Here is a 25,054-nt window from a genome sequence, read left to right on the forward strand (position 1 = left end):
TTTTACGGAGAGTTTGATCCTGGCTCAGGACGAACGCTGGCGGCGTGCTTAACACATGCAAGTCGAGCGGTAAGGCCTTTCGGGGTACACGAGCGCGAACGGTGAGTAACACGTGGTGATCTGCCCTGCACTCTGGGATAAGCTTGGGAAACTGGTCTAATACCGGTATGAACTGCATGCCGCATGGTGTGTGGTGGAAAGATTTATCGGTGCAGGATGGGCCCGCGGCCTATCAGCTTGTTGGTGGGTAATGGCCTACCAAGGCGACGACGGGTAGCCGACCTGAGAGGTGACCGGCCACACTGGGACTGAGACACGGCCCAGACTCCTACGGGAGGCAGCAGTGGGGAATATTGCACAATGGGCGGAAGCCTGATGCAGCGACGCCGCGTGAGGGATGAAGGCCTTCGGGTTGTAAACCTCTTTCAGCAGGGACGAAGCGTGAGTGACGGTACCTGCAGAAGAAGCACCGGCTAACTACGTGCCAGCAGCCGCGGTAATACGTAGGGTGCGAGCGTTGTCCGGAATTACTGGGCGTAAAGAGTTCGTAGGCGGTTTGTCGCGTCGTTTGTGAAAACCCGGGGCTCAACTTCGGGCTTGCAGGCGATACGGGCAGACTTGAGTGTTTCAGGGGAGACTGGAATTCCTGGTGTAGCGGTGAAATGCGCAGATATCAGGAGGAACACCGGTGGCGAAGGCGGGTCTCTGGGAAACAACTGACGCTGAGGAACGAAAGCGTGGGTAGCAAACAGGATTAGATACCCTGGTAGTCCACGCCGTAAACGGTGGGCGCTAGGTGTGGGTTCCTTCCACGGAATCTGTGCCGTAGCTAACGCATTAAGCGCCCCGCCTGGGGAGTACGGCCGCAAGGCTAAAACTCAAAGGAATTGACGGGGGCCCGCACAAGCGGCGGAGCATGTGGATTAATTCGATGCAACGCGAAGAACCTTACCTGGGTTTGACATACACCGGAAAACCGTAGAGATACGGTCCCCCTTGTGGTCGGTGTACAGGTGGTGCATGGCTGTCGTCAGCTCGTGTCGTGAGATGTTGGGTTAAGTCCCGCAACGAGCGCAACCCTTGTCTTATGTTGCCAGCGCGTTATGGCGGGGACTCGTAAGAGACTGCCGGGGTCAACTCGGAGGAAGGTGGGGACGACGTCAAGTCATCATGCCCCTTATGTCCAGGGCTTCACACATGCTACAATGGCCAGTACAGAGGGCTGCGAGACCGTGAGGTGGAGCGAATCCCTTAAAGCTGGTCTCAGTTCGGATCGGGGTCTGCAACTCGACCCCGTGAAGTCGGAGTCGCTAGTAATCGCAGATCAGCAACGCTGCGGTGAATACGTTCCCGGGCCTTGTACACACCGCCCGTCACGTCATGAAAGTCGGTAACACCCGAAGCCGGTGGCCTAACCCCTTGTGGGAGGGAGCCGTCGAAGGTGGGATCGGCGATTGGGACGAAGTCGTAACAAGGTAGCCGTACCGGAAGGTGCGGCTGGATCACCTCCTTTCTAAGGAGCATTCTCCAGGACATGTACCAGCACACAGGTGCTCGGATGATGGTCTGGCAGAGCCCGTTTCGTTCCCACACGTGGAACGGCGGGAGCTCACGGGTGGAACACTGACAATCAGATCCTGCAGAACGCGAAACCATGTTTCGCCGGCAGGAACTATATCGATGCACTGTTGGGTCCTGAGAGAACACGCGAGTGTTTCTTTCAAGGCAAGACATATACAGAATTCGGATGGTGGTCATACCGTGCTTCCTTTGGGGAGTGGCTGGTGCTGCTGTGAGTCCGGGTTGTGTGTGTTGTTTGAGAATTGCACAGTGGACGCGAGCATCTTTGTTGTAAGTAATGAAGAGCGTACGGTGGATGCCTTGGCACCAGGAGCCGATGAAGGACGTAGGAGGCTGCGATAAGCCTCGGGGAGCTGTCAACCGAGCTGTGATCCGAGGGTGTCCGAATGGGGAAACCCAGCACGAGTGATGTCGTGTTACCTGCACCTGAATATATAGGGTGTGTGGAGGGAACGTGGGGAAGTGAAACATCTCAGTACCCACAGGAAGAGAAAACAATAGTGATTCCGTGAGTAGTGGCGAGCGAAAGCGGATGAGGCCAAACTTTGTGCGTGTGATACCCGGCAGGGGTTGCGTATGGAGGGTTGTGGGGTTTGCATTGTCGATTCTGCCGGATCGGCCGACAGTGAGAAATTGTGGTGTTAGTCGAAGTGGTCTGGAACGGCCTGTCGTAGAGGGTGAGAGTCCCGTAGACGAAAACATTGCAACTGTCGTTGTGGATACCCAAGTAGCAGCGGGCCCGTGAAATCTGCTGTGAATCTGTCGGGACCACCCGATAAGCCTGAATACTCCCTGGTGACCGATAGCGGACTAGTACCGTGAGGGAAAGGTGAAAAGTACCCCGGGAGGGGAGTGAAATAGTACCTGAAACCGTGCGCTTACAATCCGTCAAAGCTGGTGAACAGTTTACTGTTGCTGGTGATGGCGTGCCTTTTGAAGAATGAGCCTGCGAGTTAGTGGCATGTCGCGAGGTTAACCCGTGTGGGGTAGCCGTAGCGAAAGCGAGTCCGAATAGGGCGTATCCACCTTGTGTGGTGTAGTGGCGTGTTCTAGACCCGAAGCGGAGTGATCTACCCATGGCCAGGTTGAAGCGACGGTAAGACGTCGTGGAGGACCGAACCCACTTAGGTTGAAAACTGAGGGGATGAGTTGTGGGTAGGGGTGAAAGGCCAATCAAACTCCGTGATAGCTGGTTCTCCCCGAAATGCATTTAGGTGCAGCGTCACGTGTTTCTCGCCGGAGGTAGAGCTACTGGATGGTCTAGGGGGCCTACAAGCTTACCGAAATCAGCCAAACTCCGAATGCCGGTGAGTGAGAGCGTGGCAGTGAGACTGCGGGCGATAAGGTTCGTAGTCGAGAGGGAAACAGCCCAGATCGCCAGCTAAGGTCCCTAAGCGTGTACTAAGTGGAAAAGGATGTGGGGTCGCGAAGACAACCAGGAGGTTGGCTTAGAAGCAGCCACCCTTGAAAGAGTGCGTAATAGCTCACTGGTCAAGTGATCCTGCGCCGACAATGTAGCGGGGCTCAAGTACACCACCGAAGCTGCGGCACTCACACAACAGCCCCATGCAAGTCTGCGGATTTGTGTGCAGGTGTGTGGGTGGGTAGGGGAGCGTCGTGCAGCCATGGAAGCATCGGAGTGATCCAGGTGTGGAGGCTGCGCGAGTGAGAATGCAGGCATGAGTAGCGAAAGACGAGTGAGAAACTCGTCCGCCGAATGACCAAGGGTTCCTGGGCCAGGTTAATCCGCCCAGGGTGAGTCGGGACCTAAGACGAGGCCGACAGGCGTAGCCGATGGACAACGGGTTGATATTCCCGTACCCGTGTAACCGCGCCCATGGTGAATCAGTGACACTAACCACCCTGAATCCACGTGACTGATCTCTTTCGAGAGTGAGGCGTGTGGTGGATGCGTGGGACCTGATCTGGTAGTAGCCAAGCGATGGGGTGACGCAGGAAGGTAGCTGGGCCAGTCAGTGGTTGTACTGGTGTAAGCCTGTAGGGCGAACGGTAGGCAAATCCGCCGTTCATCAAGCCTGAGAGGTGATGCGTAGCCGATTGAGGCGAATTCAGTGATCCTATGCTGCCGAGAAAAGCCTCTAGTGAGTTGTTACACGGCCCGTACCCCAAACCGACACAGGTGGTCAGGTAGAGAATACTAAGGCGATCGAGATAACTATGGTTAAGGAACTCGGCAAAATGCCCCCGTAACTTCGGGAGAAGGGGGGCCCTGTCCGGTGATCACTCTTGCAGTGTGAGCTGGGTGGGGCCGCAGAGACCAGTGAGAAGCGACTGTTTACTAAAAACACAGGTCCGTGCGAAGTCGTAAGACGATGTATACGGACTGACGCCTGCCCGGTGCTGGAAGGTTAAGAGGACCGGTTAGCCAGCAATGGCGAAGCTGAGAATTTAAGCCCCAGTAAACGGCGGTGGTAACTATAACCATCCTAAGGTAGCGAAATTCCTTGTCGGGTAAGTTCCGACCTGCACGAATGGCGTAACGACTTCTCAGCTGTCTCAACCATAGACTCGGCGAAATTGCATTACGAGTAAAGATGCTCGTTACGCGCGGCAGGACGAAAAGACCCCGGGACCTTCACTACAGCTTGGTATTGGTGTTCGGTTCGGTTTGTGTAGGATAGGTGGGAGACTGTGAAGCGGTGACGCCAGTTACTGTGGAGTCGTTGTTGAAATACCACTCTGATCGTATTGGATACCTCAACCTCGGACCATGATCTGGTTCAGGGACAGTGCCTGGTGGGTAGTTTAACTGGGGCGGTTGCCTCCTAAAATGTAACGGAGGCGCCCAAAGGTTCCCTCAGCCTGGTTGGCAATCAGGTGTCGAGTGCAAGTGCACAAGGGAGCTTGACTGTGAGACTGACAAGTCGAGCAGGGACGAAAGTCGGGACTAGTGATCCGGCACCGGCAAGTGGAAGCGGTGTCGCTCAACGGATAAAAGGTACCCCGGGGATAACAGGCTGATCTTCCCCAAGAGTCCATATCGACGGGATGGTTTGGCACCTCGATGTCGGCTCGTCGCATCCTGGGGCTGGAGTAGGTCCCAAGGGTTGGGCTGTTCGCCCATTAAAGCGGCACGCGAGCTGGGTTTAGAACGTCGTGAGACAGTTCGGTCTCTATCCGCCGCGCGCGTAAGAAACTTGAGGAAGGCTGTCCCTAGTACGAGAGGACCGGGACGGACGAACCTCTGGTGTGCCAGTTGTTCCACCAGGAGCACCGCTGGTTGGCTACGTTCGGAAGGGATAACCGCTGAAAGCATCTAAGCGGGAAGCCTGTTCCAAGATGAGGTTTCTCACCCCCTCGAGGGGGTAAGGCCCCCGGCAGACCACCGGGTTGATAGGCCAGAACTGGAAGCCCAGCAATGGGTGCAGGTGACTGGTACTAATAGGCCGAGGACTTACCACAAAGAAGCTACGCGTCCACTGTGCAATATCTGAAACAACACACGAGTTGATTCAGCAAGCACAATCGAATACAGGTCCAAGAACGAAACACCACCCCAGACTGCATGTGGGGGTTGTGTTCTCCGACTGAGACCGCTCGTGATCTCTGTTTCGCAGAGTTACGGCGGCCATAGCGGAGGGGAAACGCCCGGTCCCATTCCGAACCCGGAAGCTAAGCCCTCCAGCGCCGATGGTACTGCACTCGACAGGGTGTGGGAGAGTAGGACACCGCCGAACACAACATTCCAGAATGGCCCCCGACCACCAGGTCCGGGGCCATTCTGCATTTCGAAACCACCCACACCCACACCACCCTCTCGCGGACGAACGCGCACGCATCCGCCATCCGCGCGCGCACAATCGCACCCCGACCGCTCACCAATTCCCGCGCACCTGACGAACGCGCGCGCATTCGCGAACACCGCGGCTGGACCCGGGTGCCGGCGCGCGACGCGCCCGCGGACTGCGGGCAAACGCACGCGCATTCGCCACCCGCGCGCAGAATCGCACCCCGACCGCTCACCAATTCCCGCGCACCTGACGAACGCGCGCGCATTCGCGGATACAAGGGGTCACAGGACGGCTGCCGGCGCGCGAGGCGGGTGCGGACTACGACGCGCTAGGGCAAACGCGCGCGCACTCGCGAGCAGAATCGCACCCCGACCACTGACCGTTCCCCGCGCACCTCACACACGCGCGCGCGTTTGCGAAAACCAATGCCGACGCGCAGGTCGCAGCAACTGCGATGACCGGAAATGCGGGTCAGGCGTGCACGGCAACAGGCTTGTCGGCGGTGACTTTCACATCTTTCGGATTCGCGAGGACTGTTTGCGCAGAGCGTCCACGGAGGGTTACCGAATCACCGAATTCCCAACGATGGGCTTCGTCATCTGCGGCACCGTCGACTGCCGTTTTGGAAGCCAGGATCGCCCCTGGAGCGTTCTTCGCCAGTTCGGAGAGGCGAGCGGCCTCGTTCACCGGGTCTCCGATGACGGTGTACTCGAATCGCGACTTCGCACCGACGTTGCCGGCCACTGCGCGTCCCGCCGCGACACCCACAGCGGCACTGCATTCGGGGACTTCGACCACCAGCCGTCGGGCTATTGCTCGGGCTGCGGCCAACGCGGAGCCGCAGTGATCGGCAATTTCGTTGGGGGCCCCGAAGATTGCCAGCGCCGCGTCGCCCTCGAATTTGTTGATGAAACCGCCGTGTTCGTCGACCTCGTCGACGACTACTGCGAAGAACCGGTTGAGCAGATGCACGACCTCGGTGGGCGGCCGCGATGCTGCCAACTCGGTCGAACCCACGAGGTCGATGAAGAACACCGCAATATCGCGTTCGTGCCCGCCGAGTTCGCTGTCGGACTGCAGTGCTTTTTCGGCGACCTCATGGCCGACGTGTCTACCGAACAGGTCGCGAATCTTCTCCCGATCGCGCACTCCGTCGGCCATTCGATTGAATCCGCTCTGCAGCTCGCCGAGCTCGGTGCCGTCGTACACCGCGAGTCGGACGTCCATGTTGCCCTTCTCCACCTCGGCCATCCCCGCTCGTACGTTGTTGATGGGGGAGGTCGTCGCAAATCCGCCGAGGACAGTCAGTGCGAGTCCGAACACGATGGTGATTCCGCCGAGCGCGAGGATCGACACAGCCAGCTGGGCAGACGTCGTCTCGGGTCTGAGGAAGCGGAAAACCGCGATCATCATCAGCCCGGAGACCGGAACACCGGTTCCCAGCAACCACGACAGAATGGAACGACCCATGACACCGGCGATGCGGATCCGTCGTGGGTCACCTGCCTCGAGCGCCCGAGCCGCGATGGGGCGGAGGGCGAACTCACTGAGCAGGTAGCTGAATGCGCAGACGACTGTGCCGCCCGCGGCGATCGTAAAGGCAACCTTGGGGATCGCCTGCGGATCGATGATGCCGTCGATGGTGGTCAACAGGATCAATGCGCCGATCCACAGCGCTATCTGGATGCGCGTCAGGCGCCAGGGCATTGCGAGAGTCGCGACCTGTTCGGACCGTGTGGGCTGGCGATCCTCGATGCCCCATCGCAGACTGCTCAGCGCGCTTGTGGTGCCCCAGACGACGCCGACCACGAAGGCGAGAAAGACGTACACCGGGACGACGATGAAATTGACCCACCAGTACTTCTCGGGGTCGAGGACGTTGGGGCCCGGAACGACGACGCTGATCAGAACGCCCACGATGACTGCGCCGATCAGGTTCGACAGGACCAAGAAGACGGTCAACAGCAGCTGAATTCGGATCCGTCGTCGACGTGGCGACTCGGAGGTGTCGCCGAGCAGTCGGGAACCCAGGGGAGCGGCAGATCGTCTCAATTGCGGCATGGTCGTCACAGACTAACGGGGGCTCCTGCCTTAAGGTGGTCGAGTGCGTCTAGTTATTGCTCGTTGCCAAGTCGACTATGTCGGCCGTCTCACCGCACACCTCCCGTCCGCTCGCCGCCTGCTTCTCGTCAAGTCCGACGGATCGGTCAGCGTGCACGCGGACGACCGGGCCTACAAGCCGCTCAACTGGATGTCGCCGCCCTGCTGGATGGTCGAGACCACCGAGGACGAGACGATCAAGTGGGTCGTCACCAACAAGGCCGGCGAGGAACTTCGTATCATCATCGACGACGTCGAACTCGACTCCAGTCACGAGTTGGGTATCGATCCCGGGTTGGTGAAAGACGGTGTGGAGGCTCACCTTCAGGAGTTGTTGGCCGAGCACGTCAGCACCTTGGGTGACGGCTACACGCTCGTGCGACGCGAGTACATGACGGCCATCGGACCGGTGGATCTGTTGTGCCGCAACGCCGATGGCGGAACAGTGGCTGTGGAGATCAAGCGACGTGGTGAGATCGACGGCGTCGAACAGCTGACTCGGTATCTCGAGCTGCTCAATCGCGATCCGCTGCTGGCCCCGGTCAGTGGAGTGTTTGCTGCGCAGGTCATCAAGCCGCAGGCGAAGACGCTGGCCACCGATCGCGGCATTCGTTGTCTCACACTCGACTACGACGTCCTGCGGGGAACCGACAGTACCGAGTTTCGGCTTTTCTGACGACTGTCGGTATCTACCGGCCGGTTCTCTACACTGGACGGGTGCCTCGTCGTAACCAACCCCGCCGAACGAATCGGAGCGGCCCGAGTGATCTCGGCCCGCCAACCGACTCCGTGCTGGGCGGCAACCGGGTCGAGGTCGGTCCGGACGGTGACACCTATACGACGCGGATGGTCCCGGGCGCCAAGGCCGTGAAGACCTATCGATGCCCCGGCTGTGACCACGAGGTGCGGCCTGGCGTCGCACATATCGTCGCGTGGCCGTCGGACGATTTCGGTGGTGCCGACAATCGCAGACATTGGCACACCGGATGTTGGTCCGGCCGAAACACGCGAGGCCTCACCCGCAGATGGTCGTAGCGGGGGAGGCCAGGCGCAGGACGAGCCGAATCAGGACGAGGAGTCAGCCGATTCCTTCTCGTCCTCGGCCTTAGCGGCTGCCTTCTCTTCTTCCTTCTTCAAGATGGCCGTCGGGTCAGGATTGTCGAGCAGTTCGCTCTCGCGATTGACCGAGGCGAGCATCGCCGGAACCGAATCGAGCTGGCCTCGAATTCCGAGCAGCTGTGCCAGCACTCGACTACGAAGCACACGCAGCTCCTCGGCCAGTTCCTTCGAGTGCGCGATGCGTCGCTCGGCCTGCTCACTCGCGGACTGGAGGCGTCGAGCAGACTCGGTGGTCGCCTCCTCGATGCGGCGGGCAGCATCGGCCTTGCTGGACGCTTCGAGTTCCTCGAGAGCGGTGAGCACCTTGGTGCGGCGCTCGGCCATCGTGATCTCGAAATCTTCCTGCACCTTGGCTCGCTTGGCCTCGGATTCTGCAGCCAACTTGTCGCGCTCGGCCTGCGCGGCCTCGACCACTCGGGCTGCCTCGGTGCGCGCCTGAGCCATGGTCTGCTGGTGTTCGGCTTCGAGTGCCGTTCGACGCTCTTCGAGCTCGGCCACCAGTGACTCGTGCCGTCCGCGGAGTCGGGCACTCTCTTGCTGCGCAACGGAGATCATTTCCTCGGACTCCGAGTGCGCCTTGGCCCGTACTTCCGATGCCTCGTCCGAGGCCAGCCGCAGCATGCGTGAGATTCGATCGCTCATGCCCTCCGCTGTGGTGGGCGGAACCGACAGGCGATCGATGTCCTTGCGGAGTTCGTCGATCTCGTCGCGAGCGTCGTCGAGCTGCTTGGCCAGATCACGAGCCTGCGCGGCGGCCGCATCACGATCCGCGGTCGTCAGACGTAGTTCGGCGTCGAATCGCTCGAAGTAGTTGGTGACTTCGTCGCGATCGAACCCCTTCCGGACGATGGAAAAGGGAAGTTGCACCGTGGAAGTGCGCTCATGATCGATGGCCATGGCCGTCAATTTACCGGTGAGTCAAGTAGAGAGCCATACGGTTGGTTCCCGGAGTTCGTTCAGTGCCCGTCGGGGTTCGGTTCGACCAGTTCGATGAGCACTCCACCGGCGTCTTTGGGGTGGACGAAGTTGATTCGAGAATCGGCGGTCCCGCGGCGCGGGGCGTCGTACAGCAACCGAACGCCGCGAGCGCGCAGCTCGGTCGAGATCTCTTCGATATCGGTGACGCGGTACGCCAATTGCTGCAGTCCCGGGCCGTTGCGGCCGATGAACTTGGCGATGGTGGACGACTCGTCGATCGGCGCGAGCAACTGCAGCGCAGCGGACTTCTCCGTGGCCCCGGGGAAGGAGAGCATCGCCTCGCGAACGCCCTGTTCCTCGTTGATCTCCTCGTGCACTGCAACCATTCCGAGGTGGTCTGTGTACCAGGTGATGGCAGCGTCGAGATCGGGCACCGCGACACCCACATGATCGATAGCCGTCACCAGATCGGAGCGCAGCGGGGCTCCCGTGTAAGACTGCGTGCTGGAGGTCATGGCCATGACGTTAGCGCCAGCTGCGTTTCGGTGCTCCGCCCGGCCGGTATCGGTAGGGGGCGTCGGAGCGTTGATCTCGACAAGGCCGTCTTCATACTTTCGGAGGAAATCGTGACCACAACAGTCATCGTCGCCGGCGCTCGCACACCCGTGGGACGTTTTTCGGGCGCACTCAAGGACTTCTCGGGATCGGACCTCGGCGGGATCGCCATCAAGGGTGCACTCGAGAAGGCCGGTGTCGCGCCGGATCAGGTCGACTACGTCATCATGGGCCAGGTTCTCACCGCTGGTGCCGGCCAGATTCCGGCCCGTCAGGCTGCGGTTGCCGCGGGCATTCCGATGACCGTGCCCGCCCTGACGATCAACAAGGTGTGCCTGTCCGGAGTCGACGCCATCGCACTGGCCGACCAGCTGATCCGCGCCGGCGAATTCGAGATCGTCGTCGCCGGTGGCCAGGAGTCGATGACCCAGGCACCGCACATGCTCGAGAAGTCGCGTGCCGGATTCAAGTACGGCGATGTCACCATGCGTGATCACCTCGCCTACGACGGCCTGTACGACATTTTCACCGATCAGGCCATGGGTGCACTGACCGAGCAGCGCAACCAGAGCACCGAGGTCATCACTCGCGAGGAGCAGGACACCTTCGCCGCCGAGTCGCATCAGAAAGCTGCTGCGGCCTGGAAGAACGGCGTCTTCGACGACGAAGTGGTCCCGGTGTCGATTCCGCAGCGCAAGGGCGAGCCGATCCAGTTCACCGCGGACGAAGGCATTCGCGCCGACACCACCGTCGACTCCCTCGGCAAGCTTCGCCCCGCCTTCGACAAGGCAGGCACCGTCACAGCCGGATCGGCGTCGCAGATTTCCGACGGTGCCGCCGCCGTCGTGGTGATGAGCAAGGAGAAGGCGGAGTCGCTCGGTCTGACCTGGCTCGCCGAGATCGGTGCCCACGGAGTGGTGGCCGGTCCCGACTCCACACTGCAGTCGCAGCCTGCTCGCGCGATCGCCAAGGCATGCGAGAAGGACGGCATCGATCCGAAGGACCTCGACGTCGTCGAGATCAACGAGGCGTTCGCAGCGGTCGGAATCGCGTCGACGCGTGAGCTGGGCATCGATCCCGAGATCGTGAACGTCAACGGCGGAGCGATCTCGATCGGGCATCCGCTCGGCATGTCTGGAGCTCGCATTGCCTTGCATCTGGCTCTCGAGCTGCAGCGACGCGGCGGTGGCGTCGGCGCGGCCGCGTTGTGCGGCGGCGGTGGACAGGGCGACGCCCTCATCGTTCGAGTGCCGAAGCAGTAGGACTCGTAGTGGCTCTGGAGAAGAACTGAGACCAGAGCCACTACGTTCTGTCGTAGCAAACCGGGCACAATAGCGGGCATGACCAACTTCTTCGACCTGAGCAGCACCGCAAAACGATTCCGCTTCATCGCTGTGCTCGAAGCGTTCACCTGGCTCGGACTGCTGATCGGAATGGCCTTCAAATACATCCCCGCCGACGGCAACGAAATCGGAGTGAAGATCTTCGGACCGATTCACGGTGGGGTGTTCGTGGTGTACCTGGCCGTCGCCGTGTTGACGGCAGTGAAGCTCAAGTGGGACGTCAAGGCGACCTTGCTCGCTCTCGTCGCGGCGTTCCCCCCGTTCGGCACCGTCATCTTCGAGATCTGGGCCGCGCGCACCGGCCGTCTCGCCGAGCTGAGCACCGGCCGGCCCGCAGCCGATGCCAAGGTTCTGTCCTGACCGACCGGCACCGCCCGCCAGTGGATGACCCATCGCGTTAGTGACAAACTGTAGGGCGTGACTCGACCCGGTTCCCGTCCTCCCGCCCGCCCGTCAGCTGTCGTACCCGCATCCATTGCCGGTGCCGTCGACCTGTCCGTTCTCAAGGACCGTCCGGCACCTGCACCCGCGGCCGAATCCGCGGGCGACGCGGGAGGACTGGCACCGATCGTGGACGTGACCGCGGCTACGTTCGAGGCCGAGGTGCTGCAGCGGTCCACCCAGGTACCGGTGATCGTCGACCTGGGTTCCGCTCGTTCGCCGCAATCCCAGGCGCTGACGCGTCAGCTCGGACAGTTGGCCGTGGAGGCCGCGGGTACGTGGGTGCTCGCGCGGGTCGACGTGGACTCCAATCCGCAGATCGCGCAGGCGTTCGGTGTGAAAGCCATTCCGACGGTGGTTGCCGTTGCAGCCGGTCAGCCGCTGGCCGACTTCGAGGGCACCCAGTCGGACGAGCAGCTGCGTCAGTGGCTGCAGGCAGTGGAGCAGGCGACGGCCGGAAAGCTCAGTGGCCCACCCGGAGTCGCTGCTGCCGAGCCGGAACCCGAGATCGAGGATCCGCGGATCGTCGCCGCCGAGGAGGCCATCGACGAGGGCGATTTCGACAAGGCGGAAGCTGCCTACCAGGCGATCATCGACGCCGAACCGAAGAACACCGAGGCCGTCGCCGCACTGCGTCAGGTCAAGTTCCTCGCGCGTGTGCAGAACCTGGCACCGGACGCGATTGCACTCGCCGACGCCGACGCGTCGAATGTGCAGGCCCGAATCGAGGCCGCGGACGCCGAGATGGCCGGTCAGCAACCGGAGCAGGCCTTCGCTCGTCTGATCGACGGAATCAAGATCAGTGCCGGCGACGACCGGACCGCGTTGCGCACTCGACTTCTCGAGTTGTTCGAGTTGTTCGACGCAGCCGATCCGCTGGTGGTCTCCGCCCGACGCAAGCTCGCGTCGGCCCTGTACTGACAGCGACACTCAGCTGTAGCGCGCGTCGCACCGTTCCTTGCCGCCGAGAACTCCCGAACGGAACGCGTCGACTCGCGAGAAGCCGGACGGCAGCGTCGTACCGTTGACGTCACTGGCGGCGAGGCCGTCGCTGAGCAGTCCGGAGACGGCTTCGTCGAGATCGCCGGGGGAGAGCCGTATATCGAGAACCCTCCCACCGTTCTCTGCGTTCTCGGCGCTCAGCGCCGACGTGATGACCCCCGACAGGCAGGCCGAGCGCAGGGCGGCCTGCGGGTCGTCGAGCGTCTGGCCTGCTTCCTTCTGCACCGCGAGCGTGTAGCGCGAGGCGAACAGCACGTAGGCGCTGTAGTCGCCGGAAACGTTGAGCGGCAGGATGTCTCCGCGTCGGGGTGTCTCGGGCTGTCCGACTTCGGCCAGGTCCTCGACGTCGACACCGATGGTGTTGCTCGACGGGCAGTACGACACCGGCGCGGTGGCTTCGGCGTCCGAGCACCCGGTGTCCGAACCGGAGTAGTCGATTTCTGGTGGATCGGCCACGGGCAGCACAGATTCGAAGGATCGAGTGAAGGCGCCGAGGGTGTCCTCGGTGACCGGTAGCTCACCGGAGTCGTCGGGGTCGCTGAACTTCTGCGGCAACGATGCTCGACGCGAATCGATCTCGGCCTCGTCGATTCCGGTGCAGACTGCCGCGCCCTCGGTGAAGCCGAGCTGCACCGCGGTGACGCGCTCGAAGGCAGAGCCGTGTACCGATTCCGGATCGTTGGGGTCGACGTCGCGCACAGCGACTGTCGCAGCGAGAACGCCGTTGAGACCGTCCGAGGTGTTGATGGTGAAGTGCGGCGCATCGTTTTCGGCGACGTGGCGGATGAACGCGCCGGCGAAACAGTCGGCCTGCTGCTCGGCAACGATGGTCGGGGTGTCGTCGCCGACGAGGCCCGACTGGTGCTGAATGGCGTGGCCGTATTCGTGGGCGATCACCATCACCACCGACATCGGACCGAACGCGTCGACGAGAGCCGGGAGCAGGATGGTTCGATCCCACCCGATGGAGTCGTCGCGAGTGCAGTAGGCGGCGTTGGGAATACCGCCGGTGCGGTCTCCGCAGAATCTGATGCCTGATCCCTCGTCCTCGGACGCGGCCCACGAGACGACCTTCGAGACCGGGGTGAACGAGCCCTTGAACAAGCTGGGGTACTGCTCGGCCCAGAACTGCTGGATGTCGTCGACCGCGTTCGTGGCGAGGATGTCCGAGTCGGTGCCCTCGGCGTTCTCCACGGTGATCGTCGAATCGGGGACATTGGGACGGGGTCCGCTGGGCCCGCTCGTGACCGGGAGCCCGGCGACGGTGAACGGGTTCTCGTAGATCGATACGGCGTTTCCGCTGACGGTCTGTGCGCACGAGGTCAGCAGGAGCAGCCCTGCAGTGGCGGCCGCGGCCAGTAGTCGGGGTGTGCGGCCGCCACTCATCTATCGCTCCAGTTTTATCCAGATCGCCCCGTTGGCGGGTAGGGCGACCTGGCCTGACGCCGGTCGTCCGTGCCACGAGTGCGATGTTGCCGTCACTTCACCCAGGTTGCCCACGCCGGAGCCCCCGTACTCCGTTGCATCGGTGTTGAGGATCTCGATCCAGCGGCCGGGTTCCGGTAGTCCCACACGATAGCTGCCGTGCTCGTTTCCCGAGAAGTTGAAAATACACGCGACGACCGAACCGTCGGATCCGTACCGCAGAAAGCTCAGCACGTTGTTCTCGGTGTCGTTGGCGTCGATCCACGAGTATCCACTCGGCGATGTATCGAGCGTCCACAGTGCCGGATGGGATTTGTACGTCGAGTTCAGATCGGACACAAGGGTTTTCACGCCGTTGTGCAGCGGTTCCTCGTCGATCTGGTACCAGTCGAGGCCGCGCTCCTCGGACCACTCACGGGTCTGTCCGAACTCCTGTCCCATGAACAGCAGCTGCTTGCCGGGGTGCGCCCACATGTAGGCGAGCATGCCGCGCAGCCCGGCCGCCTTGGCGTAATCGTCGCCGGGCATCCGGGTCCACAGCGTGCCCTTGCCGTGAACCACCTCGTCGTGGCTGATGGGGAGCAGGTAGTTCTCACTCCACGCATAGACCAGAGAGAAGGTGATCTCGTGGTGGTGGTAACTGCGATGGATGGGGTCACGCCCGAGGAATCCCAGGGTGTCGTGCATCCAGCCCATGTTCCACTTCATGTTGAACCCGAGTCCGCCGACGTTCGTCGGGCGGGTGACGCCGGGCCATGCGGTCGACTCCTCGGCCACGGTGACGACGCCGCGGTGCTTCTTGTGCACCGTCGCGTTCATCTCCTGCAGGAAGGTGACAGCCTCGAGGTTCTCGCGGCCACCGTAGATGTTCGGCGACCAGCCACCCTCGGGGCGGGAGTAGTCCAGGTACAGCATCGACGCCACGGCGTCGACGCGCAGTCCGTCGATGTGGAACTCGTCGATCCAGTACAGCGCGTTCGCGACCAGGAAGTTGCGTACCTCGCGTCGACCGAAGTCGAACACCAAAGTGCCCCAGTCGAGTTGCTCGCCGCGTTGCGGGTCACCGTGCTCGTAGAGCGGGCCGCCGTCGAACTGGGCCAGGGCCCATTCGTCCTTGGGAAAGTGGGCGGGAACCCAGTCGACGATGACGCCGATTCCGGCGCTGTGGAGGTGGTCGACGAAGTAGCGGAAATCGTCGGGACTGCCGAAGCGCGAGGTCGGTGCATAGTACGAGGTCACCTGGTAGCCCCAGGACCCGCCGAACGGGTGCTCGGCGACCGGGAGCAGCTCCACGTGGGTGAAGCCGGTTTCGGTGATGTACTCGGCCAACTGCTCGGCGAGCTCGCGGTACCCCAGGCCCGGCCGCCAGGATGCCAGGTGGATCTCGTAGACACTCATCGGTGCCTGCGTCGGCTCGATGCCGGCCCTGGTGTCGAGCCAGGACTCGTCGTTCCAGGCGTACGAGGACTCGGTGACGACCGAGGCCGTCGACGGGGGGATCTCGGTGGCGAAGGCCATCGGGTCGGCCTTGTCCTTGACCGAGCCGTCGGCACCGTGGACGCGGAACTTGTACAGCGCGCCCGGTGCGATGTCGGGAGCGAAGATTTCCCACACTCCGGTCGAGCCCAATACGCGCATCGGCCAGCTTCGGCCGGTCCAGCCGTCGAAATCGCCGACCAGCGTGACGCCCTGGGCTGCGGGGGCCCAGACCGCGAACGAGGTGCCGGTGACGGGGCCGTCCGGAGTCGCGTACGACTGTTGATGCGCGCCGAGAATGTCCCACAGACGCTCGTGCCTGCCCTCGCCGAACAGGTGCAGATCCAGTTCGCCGAGAGTGGGCAGGAACCGGTAGCCGTCGGCGGATTCGGAGACGTGTCCACCGGGCCACGTCACCACGAGGCGGTAGTCGATCAGGTCCTCGAACGGGAGCAGAGCCGAGAAGACTCCGTGCGCGACGTGGGTCAGCTCGTGGTCGACGCCACCGACGCGGGCGACGACCTTCTCGGCGTCGGGCTTGAGGGCGCGGATCGCGGTTCCGCCCGGCACCGGGTGGGCACCGAGCACGGAGTGCGGGTTGTAGTGCCGCCCTGCCGCGAGGAGTTCGAGATCGTTGTCGGACGGGGCTGCGACGGTGTCTTCGGGCGTCGTCGGATTCTCGGTCACGTTGAATCCACTCACTTTCGATTGCCGCGGTAGGCCAGTTCGATTCGTGCCGGGTACGGGATGTGGGGGAGCGTGAAGATGTGCGCCACCGACGTCCAGGGCTCGAGCCGGACGAAATTGGTGTGACCCCAGTCGTAGTGGACGCCGCTCACTTCGTCCTTGATCGTGAGGGTGTCCTGCCAGTCGTGGCCGAGGGCAGGCATGTCCAGGTGGATCGTGCCTTCTTCGGCTCCGAAGGGATTGAGGTTGATCACCACCAGGATCGAGTCACCGGTCTGCGGGTCGAACTTGGAGTACCCGATCAGCGCCTCGTTGTCGATGGTGTGGAAGTGGATGTTGCGGAGCTGCTGCAGCGCCGGATGCGCACGTCGAATGGCGTTCAGCGTGGTGATCCAGGGTTCGAGCGACTCGCCGCGGGCCAGCGCACCCTCGAAGTCGCGCGGACGCAACTGGTACTTCTCCGAGTCCAGGTACTCCTCGCTGCCCTCTCGCACGGCCTGGTGTTCGAACAGCTCGTAGCCGGAGTAGACGCCCCAGGTGGGGGACATCGTCGCCGCGAGAGCTGCTCGGAGAGCGAACATTCCGGGCCCGCCGTGTTGCAGGCTCTCGTGCAGGATGTCCGGGGTGTTGACGAACAGGTTGGGACGCGCGTCGTCTGAGCGTCGAGCATGCTCCTCGGCGAACTCGGTCAGCTCCCACTTGGCGGTACGCCAGGTGAAGTAGGTGTACGACTGCGTGAAGCCGCGCTGCGCCAACCCGTACATGCGCACCGGTCGAGTGAACGCTTCGGCGAGGAACAGTACGTCCGGGTCGGTCTTCTTGACCTCGGCGATGAGCCATTCCCAGAAGTCCGGCGGCTTGGTGTGTGGATTGTCGACTCGGAAGACCTTGACTCCCAGCGAGATCCAGTACCGGACCACGCGGAGCACCTCTTCGTAGATGCCGCGCCGGTCGTTGTCGAAATTGACCGGGTAGATGTCCTGGTACTTCTTCGGCGGGTTCTCGGCGTAGGCGATGGTGCCGTCCGGTAGCACGGTGAACCACTCGGAATGTGTTGCCGCCCAGGGGTGATCGGGAGCGGCCTGGAGAGCGAGATCGAGCGCCACTTCCAGGTTGTGTTCCTGCGCGGCGGCGACGAACGCGCGAAAGTCGTCCTCGGTGCCCAGTTCGGGATGGATGGCATCGTGCCCGCCGTCCGCTGAGCCGATGGCCCAGGGCGATCCGACGTCCTCGGGACCGGGGGTCAAGGTGTTGTTCGGGCCCTTGCGGTTGATGGTGCCGATGGGGTGGATCGGCGGCAGGTAGACGATGTCGAATCCCATCCGCTCGATGCGGGGCAACTGCTCGATCGACGTTGCGAACGTGCCGTGCCGCGGCGAACCGTCTTCGTTCCACCCACCGGTCGACCGAGGGAAGAACTCGTACCAGGCACCGTTGAGTGCGACGTTGCGATCGACCCAGATGTTGACGGCGCGAGATCGAGTCACCAGTTCGCGCAGCGGATGAGCGAACAGTAATTCGGCGACTGTCGACGCGAACGCCGAGGAGACCCGGGCAGGCAGCGGGCGGTCGGTGTCGCGAAGCGCGGCGGCGACATCGGCCAGCATCTGCCTGCTCTCGGCAGGAACGCCGGTGGCAGCCCGCAGGAACAACCGCGCCCCGATCTCGAGATCGTTCGCCAGTTCGTGAGCACTCTGGCCCACTCCGAGCTTGGCTTCGACGGCATGGCGCCAGGTGCTGATCGGATCGCTCCACGCTTCGATGCGGCAGATCCAGTAACCCGGCCGAGAGGGGACGAATACCGCGTCGAACGTGTCGGGTTCGCGGCCCGGTGTCATCGGGATGCGTTCGAGTTTGCCTCCCGGTCCGCGCACCGACAGTGTCGCGGCCACCGCGTCGTGACCCTCGCGCCAGACGTCGGCGGAGACTGGAAACGTCTCGCCCACCACCGCTTTCGCGGGGTACTTCCCGGTCGTCGTATCTGGAAGGACATTGTCGATACCAAGTCGACCTGTCACTTCACACTCCATTCTTCGCTAGAGGTATGGCTGCGCGGGCGCAACCTCTGATCGAACCGATATTGGTGTGCTTCTACTTGTCAACCGTAGTGCAGCAATGCAGATGGCGCGTGCGCCGACGCATCCTGCTCGCGATGAGCTGCGCAGCTCGGATTTCGTGCAAGCAGCCCTTCGACGCAGGTGTCCGTGGGTAGGGTTCGACCCTGTGAAAGCTTTGCGCCGATTCACCGTCCGAGCCCACCTTCCCGCCCGCCTGAATGCCCTCGCCGAGCTCTCGACAAACCTCAGGTGGTCGTGGCACTCGTCGACGCAGGATCTGTTCGAGCACATCGATCCACTGTTGTGGACCGAACTCGAGCGCGACCCGGTGGCCGTACTGGGAGCCGTCGCACCTGCGCGTCTCGAGGAACTCGCGGCCGATGAGCGCTTCCTGGCCGAGCTGGACGCCGCCGAGGCGGATCTGCACGACTACCTCGCCCGCCCGCTCTGGTATCAGAACGAGCTGGCCGAGGGGCGTGCTCTGCCGTCGGGCATCGGTTATTTCTCGATGGAGTTCGGTGTCACCGAGGTGCTGCCGAACTACTCCGGCGGGCTCGGAATCCTGGCCGGCGACCACCTCAAGGCTGCCTCCGACCTGGGCCTGCCGTTGATCGGGGTGGGGTTGCTCTACCGCTCGGGCTACTTCCGCCAGTCGCTGACGGCCGACGGCTGGCAGGCCGAACGCTATCCGTCCCTCGACCCGCACGGGCTGCCGCTGCGGTTGCTCACCGACGACGGCGACTCTCCGGTGCTGATCCATGTGTCGATGCCCGGATCTCGGGTTCTACGGGCGCGGGTGTGGATCGCCCAGGTGGGACGCGTCCCGCTGCTGCTGCTCGATTCCGACATTGCCGACAACGATCCAGAGCTGCGCGGGGTGACCGACCGGTTGTACGGCGGCGACCAGGATCACCGCATCAAGCAGGAGATACTCGCCGGTATCGGCGGAGTTCGAGCGATCCGGGCCTACACCCGTGCACACGGGCTGCCGGACCCCGAGGTGTTCCACATGAACGAGGGCCATGCCGGCTTCCTCGGCGTCGAACGCATCCGCGAACTCGTCACCTCGGGAACCCTGGACTTCGACGCGGCGCTGGCGGCGGTGCGAGCCGGCACCGTCTTCACCACCCACACCCCCGTCCCCGCCGGGATCGACCGGTTTCCGGCCGATCTGGTGCGGCACTACTTCGCAAGTGCGGACGGCGGCGCGGACTCGGCGCTGCTGCCGGGGTTGCCGATGGATCGAATCCTCGCCCTCGGCGGCGAGAGCGACGCCTCGGTGTTCAACATGGCGCACATGGGACTGCGCCTGGGGCAACGCGCCAACGGGGTGTCGAAGCTGCACGGCATCGTCAGCCGCGAGATGTTCAACGACCTGTGGCAGGGCTTCGACGCATCCGAGGTGCCGATCGGATCGGTCACCAACGGCGTTCATGCGCCGACGTGGTCTGCCCGGGAATGGGCGGAGGGGGAGTCGGGGCCGATGTCCTCGGACCAGGTGTGGTCAACGCGCAACGCCCTGCGAGCGCAATTGGTGGACGAGGTGCGGCGTCGGGTGCGGCGCTCGGCGCTCGAACGCGGCTCGACCGAGGCCGAGATCAGCTGGACAGCAAACGTTTTCGATCCCAACGTACTCACCGTCGGATTCGCTCGACGGGTACCGACGTACAAGCGACTGACCCTGATGCTCCGCGAACCCGAGCGACTGCGAGCCATGTTGCTGGACCCGGTTCGTCCGGTCCAATTGGTGGTCGCGGGCAAGTCGCACCCCGCCGACGACGGCGGAAAGGCGCTCATTCAGCAGATCGTCAGGTTCGCCGATCAGGCCGACGTACGGCACCGCATCGTGTTCCTGCCCGACTACGACATGTCCATGGCGCGATTCCTGTACTGGGGATGCGATGTGTGGCTGAACAATCCGCTGCGACCGCTGGAAGCGTGCGGCACCTCGGGCATGAAGTCGGCGCTCAACGGCGGCCTGAACCTGTCGATCCGCGACGGGTGGTGGGACGAGATGTACGACGGGGAGAACGGCTGGGCCATCCCCACCGCGGACGGGGTCACCGACGACAACCGCCGCGACGATCTCGAAGCCGCTGCGCTCTACGAACTGCTCGAGCAGGCGGTACTACCGAAGTTCTACGACCGCGGGGACGATGGTGTGCCGAGCCGCTGGATCGAAATGGTGCGGCACACCCTCGAGCACTTGGGCCCGAAAGTGCTGGCGTCGAGAATGGTTCAGGACTACACGTTGGGCTACTACGCGCCCGCTGCCGAATCCGGTCGCGCGGCCTCGGCCGATGGTCACCGCGGTGCCACGGACGTCGCGTCGTACCGCCGCCGCGTCGAACAGGCTTGGGGCGCAGTGAAAGTCACCCGCGTCGACAGTGACGGTCTGCCCGACACTCCGGTGATCGGTGCCGAGCTCTCGCTGCGCGCCAACGTCGATCTCGGTGGACTGGACGCCTCGGACGTCGTGGTGCAGGCGGTCGTGGGACGCGTCGACGCGGAGGAGAACCTCACCGACATTCGCACGACGGCCATGACACACGTGGGAACCGACGGCGGCGAGCACGTGTACGCAGGCGAGACGCGGCTACCGCACAGCGGCACGGTGGGATACACGGTGCGAGTGCTACCGCATCACCACGGTCTCGCCTCGGATGCCGAGCTCGGGTTGGTGGCGACGCCGTAGGGGCAGCTACTTCCCGGCCAGGCGGGTGAGGGCCTTGCGGACCACCTCCGGATCCGAGGTCTCCCAGAACGGCGGCAGCGAAGCACGCAGGTAGCCGCCGTAGCGGGCAGTGGCGAGCCGCGAATCGAGAACGGCGACAACACCTTTGTCGTCGACGCTACGGAGCAGTCGGCCGACGCCCTGCGCCAGCAGCAGGGCCGCGTGGTTGGCGGCGACCGCGAGAAAGCCGTTGCCGCCCCGCGATTCGACGGCCTGCTGCCTGGCCACCAGCAGCGGATCGTCGGGCCGCGGGAACGGAATGCGGTCCAGAATCACCAGGCTCAGGGACGGGCCGGGGACGTCGACGCCCTGCCACAGAGACAGCGTCCCGAACAGGGAGGTGGCCTCGTCGTCGGCGAACTTCTGCACCAGTGCGCCGGTGGAGTCGTCGCCCTGGCACAGGATCGGAGTGTCGAGGCGCTCCCGCATCTCCTCGGCGGCGGCCTTGGCGGCGCGCATGGACGAGAAGAGTCCGAGCGTGCGGCCGCCGGCGGCGCTGACCAGCGACTCGATCTCGTCGAGATAGGACTTCGAGAGGCCGTCGCGTCCGGGCGGCGACAGATGCTTGGCGATGTACATGATGCCGGCCCGAGCGTGGTCGAACGGCGAGCCGACGTCGAGCGAATTCCATCTGATCGACCCGGCGTCGGACGGCGGTTCCACACCCGACGCCATCGCGGTGTCACTGCGCGACGGCTTCTCCGCAGGCAGGCCCCAGTTGATGGCCAACCCGTCGAACGATCCGCCGACGGTCAAGGTCGCCGAGGTGAGCACCACGGTGGATTCGGCGAACAGGCGAGCTCTCAGCAGTCCGCCGACCGACAGCGGTGCGATGCGGACGGTGCGTTTGACGTTGCCGCGGAAGTCGTCGACGGCATGCCAGACGACGTCCTTGCGTTTGGCCGGATCGGGTTCGTCGAACGCCGTGAGGACACGGACCGCGCTGTCGTGGACCTCGTCGACCGCGACGAGGGCGGCGCTGCGAGCCGCAGCGGCCTCGGGGTCGCTGGCGGCCATACCCTGCTTGTTGGGGCCGATAGCGGTGCGTACCGCCCAGGCGGCATCTCGAATCGAGGCGAGCGCGGGGCCGACGCCGTCGGGTAGGGACTGCCAGCGGCTCGGGGGGAGCTCGTCCAGGATCGCGGCCCAGTTCTCGGCGGCCCCCTCGAGCTGATCGACCGTGTCCTCTTCGATGAGCTTGGCGCTACGCCGCGCCGCGGCGGTGACCGTCGCGGCCGACAGCTCTTCCGTGGCCACACCGGTCACTCGGTCCACCAGTTCGTGGGCCTCGTCCACGACCACGACGTCGTGCTCGGGCAGGATCTGAATTCCGGTGATCGCGTCGATCGCGAGCAAGGCGTGATTGGTCACCACGACGTCGACCTGGGCGGCCTCGGTGCGGGCGCGTTCGGCGAAGCAGTCCTCGCCGACGGGGCAGCGGGACTTGCCCAGGCACTCGCGGGCGGTGACGCTGACCTGACGCCAGGCCTGATCGCTGACCCCGGGCACGACGTCGTCGCGGTCGCCGGTCTCGGTCTCGGACGACCACTTGGTCAGCCGTACCACCTCGCGTCCCATTCGTGAGACGGCGAAGGGGTCGAACAGTTCCGCATCCGGTGCCTCTTGCGCAGCGCCGGTGTGGATCTTGTTCATGCACAGATAGTTGTTGCGGCCCTTGAGGATTGCGAACTTGGGGCGACGGCCGACGGCCTCGGTCAGGGCGTCGGACAGGCGCGGGAGATCGCGGTCGACCAACTGCCGCTGCAGCGCGATGGTGGCCGTGGAGACGATGACGGTCTTGCCCGATTCCACCGCGTGCCGAATGCTCGGAACGAGGTACGCGAGGGACTTGCCGGTTCCGGTGCCTGCCTGCACCGCGAGATGCTCCCCGGTGTCGATCGAGTGCGCCACCGCCGAGGCCATCGTCAGCTGATTGCTGCGTTCCTTGCCGCCGAGCGAGTGCACCGCGACCTGCAGGAGAGCGGGAACGGTTGGCAATTCGGTCTTCGACGGCACCGAAGCAGACTACTGCCGATCGCCCACCCGGTTCGGTACCGACACCGCAGTCACCCCTCTACGAAGCGGGTGGGTATCGCCGGTTCGCCCTGAGACAGCTTCAAGCCCTCCCACGGGAGGCTGACCAGGCGTCGGGCCAGCAGGTCACGGCCGTCGGCGAGTGTCGGTAGGTCGGCGACTCGTTCTCCGCCGCGGACCAACGGCGTGGTCAACGTCTCCACCGTCAGATCGCCCTCGACGGTCGGGGGAGCGTCGAACGGGTGCACGATCTCCTCGACCGCGGTGCCGGTGCGGCGCGCGGTACGCAGCGCCGCCTTGGTGCCACCGCGCGATTCTTTGTGACTGCTGCGCTTGGCGACGGGAATGCCGTCGACCGTGACCAGCTTGTAGACCATGCCCGCCGTCGGTGCACCGGAACCGGTGACCAGTGAGGTGCCGACGCCGTAGGAGTCGACCGGCTCGGCGCGCAATGCAGCGATGGCATATTCGTCGAGGTCACCCGAGACGACGATCCTGGTCTTCGGCGCACCCAGGGCATCCAATTGGTCGCGCACCTGCCGCGCGAGCACGCCGAGGTCGCCCGAGTCGATGCGCACACCGCCGAGTTCGGGCCCGGCGACCTCGATGGCGTTGGCGACACCCTGGGTGATGTCGTAGGTGTCGACGAGCAGGGTGGTGCCCACGCCGAGAGCGCGCACCTGAGCCGCGAATGCGGACCGTTCGTCCGGGCCGTCGGCGGTGGTGTGCAGCAGGGTGAAGGCGTGCGCCGACGTGCCCGCGCCGGGGACACCGTGGCGTCGGACGGCTTCGAGGTTGGATGTTGCGGTGAACCCGGCGAGGTACGCCGCGCGGGAGGCGGCAACGGCGGCTTCCTCGTGGGTGCGACGCGAACCCATCTCGATGATCGGCCGAGATTTGGCGGACGTGACCATCCGCGCTGCAGCGGACGCGATCGCACTGTCGTGATTGAGGATGGAAAGCACGAGCGTTTCGAGGACGACGCACTCGGCGAACGTGCCGCGGACCGTCATGACCGGGGAGCCGGGGAAGTACAGCTCACCCTCGCGGTAACCGTCGATGTCGCCGGTGAAGCGGTAGCCGCGCAACCACTCGACGGTGGCGTCGTCGAGGAATTCGGAGACGATCCGCAGCTCGTCCGGCCCGAACCGGAAGCGCGCGATCGCGTCGAGAATGCGTCCGGTGCCCGCGAGGACTCCGTATCGCCGACCGCCGGGCAACCTGCGCGCGAACACCTCGAAGCTGCAGATTCGATCGGCGTAGCCGCTGGCCAGAGCCGCCGACAGCATCGTGTACTCGTATTGATCGGTCAGCAGTGCAGTGCTCACGCCGTCGCTGGAACTTGCGTGATCGGTGGTCGCGTCGTTGCTCACCTCGCCCACACTACGAGCGAAGGGGCGAGCGTGGGACGCTGGCCCGATACGCCGTACCCTGTTGGGCATGCCTTGGTTGACGGTGGATGGATCGCTTCTGCCCGTGGACGGCTTCTCGGCAGGGGATGTCGTCGCCGCGTCACCGCAAGCGGTCCCGGCGCAGACCGAGGCCGTTGCGGCCGATGAATCTCACGACACCCCTTGGGTCACCATCGTGTGGGACGACCCGGTCAATCTGATGCATTACGTCACCTACGTCTTCCAGAAGCTCTTCGGCTACAGCAAGGCCAAGGCGACCGAGCTGATGATGCAGGTGCACTCCGAAGGTAAGGCCGTGGTGTCGAGCGGTGAGCGCGACGCGATGGAGAACGATGTTCGACGGCTGCACGCGGCGGGCCTGTGGGCCACCATGCAGCAGGACAAGTAGTAGTCCACCCCTTTCCCGAGACAGGACATC

At 63.7% G+C, this 25,054-nt stretch carries 15 protein-coding genes and 3 rRNA genes; 10 read left to right on the forward strand and 8 right to left on the reverse strand.

Annotation, left to right across the window (positions count from 1 at the left end):
* The first annotated feature begins 1 nt into the window (after position 1).
* The 3 genes from AYK61_RS00005 to rrf all read left to right on the forward strand — a co-directional run bounded on the left by AYK61_RS00005 (position 2) and on the right by rrf (position 5,279).
* Positions 2 to 1,513 (forward strand): 16S ribosomal RNA (locus AYK61_RS00005).
* 336 nt (positions 1,514 to 1,849) lie between these two features.
* Positions 1,850 to 5,004: ribosomal RNA gene (locus AYK61_RS00010) — 23S ribosomal RNA — on the forward strand.
* Positions 5,005 to 5,162: 158 nt separating this feature from the next.
* Positions 5,163 to 5,279 (forward strand): 5S ribosomal RNA (rrf, locus tag AYK61_RS00015).
* Together the 16S, 23S and 5S rRNA genes form the textbook arrangement of a ribosomal RNA operon.
* 525 nt (positions 5,280 to 5,804) lie before the next feature.
* Here rrf and AYK61_RS00020 read toward each other — a convergent pair.
* Complete coding sequence (locus AYK61_RS00020; protein ID WP_121872283.1) at positions 5,805 to 7,394, reverse strand: adenylate/guanylate cyclase domain-containing protein; 1,590 nt, start codon at positions 7,392 to 7,394, stop codon at positions 5,805 to 5,807.
* A gap of 43 nt (positions 7,395 to 7,437) precedes the next feature.
* Between AYK61_RS00020 and nucS the strand changes: the two genes are divergently transcribed.
* Entirely contained in the window at positions 7,438 to 8,109 is a 672-nt protein-coding gene (nucS, locus tag AYK61_RS00025; protein WP_121869347.1) for an endonuclease NucS, read from the forward strand.
* 41 nt (positions 8,110 to 8,150) lie between these two features.
* Complete coding sequence (locus tag AYK61_RS27690) at positions 8,151 to 8,468, forward strand: ATP/GTP-binding protein (RefSeq protein WP_121869348.1); 318 nt, start codon at positions 8,151 to 8,153, stop codon at positions 8,466 to 8,468.
* Positions 8,469 to 8,498: 30 nt separating this feature from the next.
* Here the strand turns inward: AYK61_RS27690 and AYK61_RS00035 are convergent, their stop codons facing one another.
* Together AYK61_RS00035 and mce are read right to left on the reverse strand one after the other, a co-directional pair.
* Positions 8,499 to 9,449: a hypothetical protein gene (locus AYK61_RS00035; RefSeq protein ID WP_094611685.1), complete on the reverse strand. Its 951-nt coding sequence runs from the start codon at positions 9,447 to 9,449 to the stop codon at positions 8,499 to 8,501.
* A 59-nt stretch (positions 9,450 to 9,508) separates the two neighbouring features.
* On the reverse strand, positions 9,509 to 9,991 hold the full coding sequence (mce, locus tag AYK61_RS00040) for a methylmalonyl-CoA epimerase (RefSeq protein ID WP_397484763.1): 483 nt from the start codon (positions 9,989 to 9,991) through the stop codon (positions 9,509 to 9,511).
* A gap of 105 nt (positions 9,992 to 10,096) precedes the next feature.
* Between mce and AYK61_RS00045 the strand changes: the two genes are divergently transcribed.
* The 3 genes from AYK61_RS00045 to AYK61_RS00055 all read left to right on the forward strand — a co-directional run bounded on the left by AYK61_RS00045 (position 10,097) and on the right by AYK61_RS00055 (position 12,730).
* Complete coding sequence (locus AYK61_RS00045) at positions 10,097 to 11,287, forward strand: acetyl-CoA C-acetyltransferase (protein ID WP_121869349.1); 1,191 nt, start codon at positions 10,097 to 10,099, stop codon at positions 11,285 to 11,287.
* Between the two features lie 69 nt (positions 11,288 to 11,356).
* Positions 11,357 to 11,728: a DUF3817 domain-containing protein gene (locus AYK61_RS00050; RefSeq protein ID WP_183130384.1), complete on the forward strand. Its 372-nt coding sequence runs from the start codon at positions 11,357 to 11,359 to the stop codon at positions 11,726 to 11,728.
* Positions 11,729 to 11,842: 114 nt separating this feature from the next.
* A complete protein-coding gene (locus AYK61_RS00055) occupies positions 11,843 to 12,730 on the forward strand; it encodes a tetratricopeptide repeat protein (protein ID WP_121872285.1) in 888 nt (295 codons plus the stop codon).
* 9 nt (positions 12,731 to 12,739) lie between these two features.
* On the opposite strand, the gene AYK61_RS00060 is transcribed toward AYK61_RS00055, so the two are convergent.
* Genes AYK61_RS00060 through AYK61_RS00070 form a run of 3 tightly spaced genes read right to left on the reverse strand, consistent with a single transcriptional unit; the run spans position 12,740 to position 18,417 of the window.
* Entirely contained in the window at positions 12,740 to 14,197 is a 1,458-nt protein-coding gene (locus tag AYK61_RS00060; protein WP_121869351.1) for a metallopeptidase, read from the reverse strand.
* The gene (gene glgB / locus AYK61_RS00065) at positions 14,198 to 16,399 is read right to left on the reverse strand and encodes a 1,4-alpha-glucan branching protein GlgB (protein WP_121872286.1); all 2,202 of its coding nucleotides are present in this window, start codon (positions 16,397 to 16,399) and stop codon (positions 14,198 to 14,200) included.
* Between the two features lie 11 nt (positions 16,400 to 16,410).
* Complete coding sequence (locus tag AYK61_RS00070) at positions 16,411 to 18,417, reverse strand: alpha-1,4-glucan--maltose-1-phosphate maltosyltransferase (RefSeq protein ID WP_121869352.1); 2,007 nt, start codon at positions 18,415 to 18,417, stop codon at positions 16,411 to 16,413.
* A gap of 205 nt (positions 18,418 to 18,622) precedes the next feature.
* Between AYK61_RS00070 and glgP the strand changes: the two genes are divergently transcribed.
* A complete protein-coding gene (gene glgP, locus AYK61_RS00075) occupies positions 18,623 to 21,151 on the forward strand; it encodes an alpha-glucan family phosphorylase (protein WP_121869353.1) in 2,529 nt (842 codons plus the stop codon).
* 6 nt (positions 21,152 to 21,157) lie between these two features.
* Here glgP and AYK61_RS00080 read toward each other — a convergent pair whose 3' ends face one another.
* On the reverse strand, positions 21,158 to 23,206 hold the full coding sequence (locus AYK61_RS00080; RefSeq protein ID WP_121869354.1) for an ATP-dependent DNA helicase: 2,049 nt from the start codon (positions 23,204 to 23,206) through the stop codon (positions 21,158 to 21,160).
* Between the two features lie 50 nt (positions 23,207 to 23,256).
* On the reverse strand, positions 23,257 to 24,606 hold the full coding sequence (locus AYK61_RS00085) for a nicotinate phosphoribosyltransferase (protein WP_121869355.1): 1,350 nt from the start codon (positions 24,604 to 24,606) through the stop codon (positions 23,257 to 23,259).
* Between the two features lie 58 nt (positions 24,607 to 24,664).
* Here AYK61_RS00085 and clpS point away from each other — a divergent pair, with 58 nt between their 5' ends.
* Positions 24,665 to 25,024 carry an ATP-dependent Clp protease adapter ClpS gene (gene clpS, locus AYK61_RS00090; RefSeq protein ID WP_179276142.1) on the forward strand — a complete coding sequence of 120 codons (360 nt, stop codon included), beginning with the start codon at positions 24,665 to 24,667 and terminating at the stop codon, positions 25,022 to 25,024.
* Positions 25,025 to 25,054: the final 30 nt, after the last annotated feature.

Source organism: Rhodococcus sp. SBT000017 (assembly GCF_003688915.1).
Classification (GTDB): domain Bacteria; phylum Actinomycetota; class Actinomycetes; order Mycobacteriales; family Mycobacteriaceae; genus Rhodococcoides.

Excerpts from the sequence above, each read along its gene's own strand:
- AYK61_RS00020 (WP_121872283.1), bottom strand. The coding sequence starts at position 7,394 with ATGCCGCAATTGAGACGATCTGCCGCTCCCCTGGGTTCCCGACTGCTC.
- AYK61_RS00035 (WP_094611685.1), bottom strand. The coding sequence starts at position 9,449 with ATGGCCATCGATCATGAGCGCACTTCCACGGTGCAACTTCCCTTTTCC.
- mce (WP_397484763.1), bottom strand. The coding sequence starts at position 9,991 with ATGGCCATGACCTCCAGCACGCAGTCTTACACGGGAGCCCCGCTGCGC.
- AYK61_RS00060 (WP_121869351.1), bottom strand. The coding sequence starts at position 14,197 with ATGAGTGGCGGCCGCACACCCCGACTACTGGCCGCGGCCGCCACTGCA.
- clpS (WP_179276142.1), top strand. The coding sequence starts at position 24,665 with ATGCCTTGGTTGACGGTGGATGGATCGCTTCTGCCCGTGGACGGCTTC.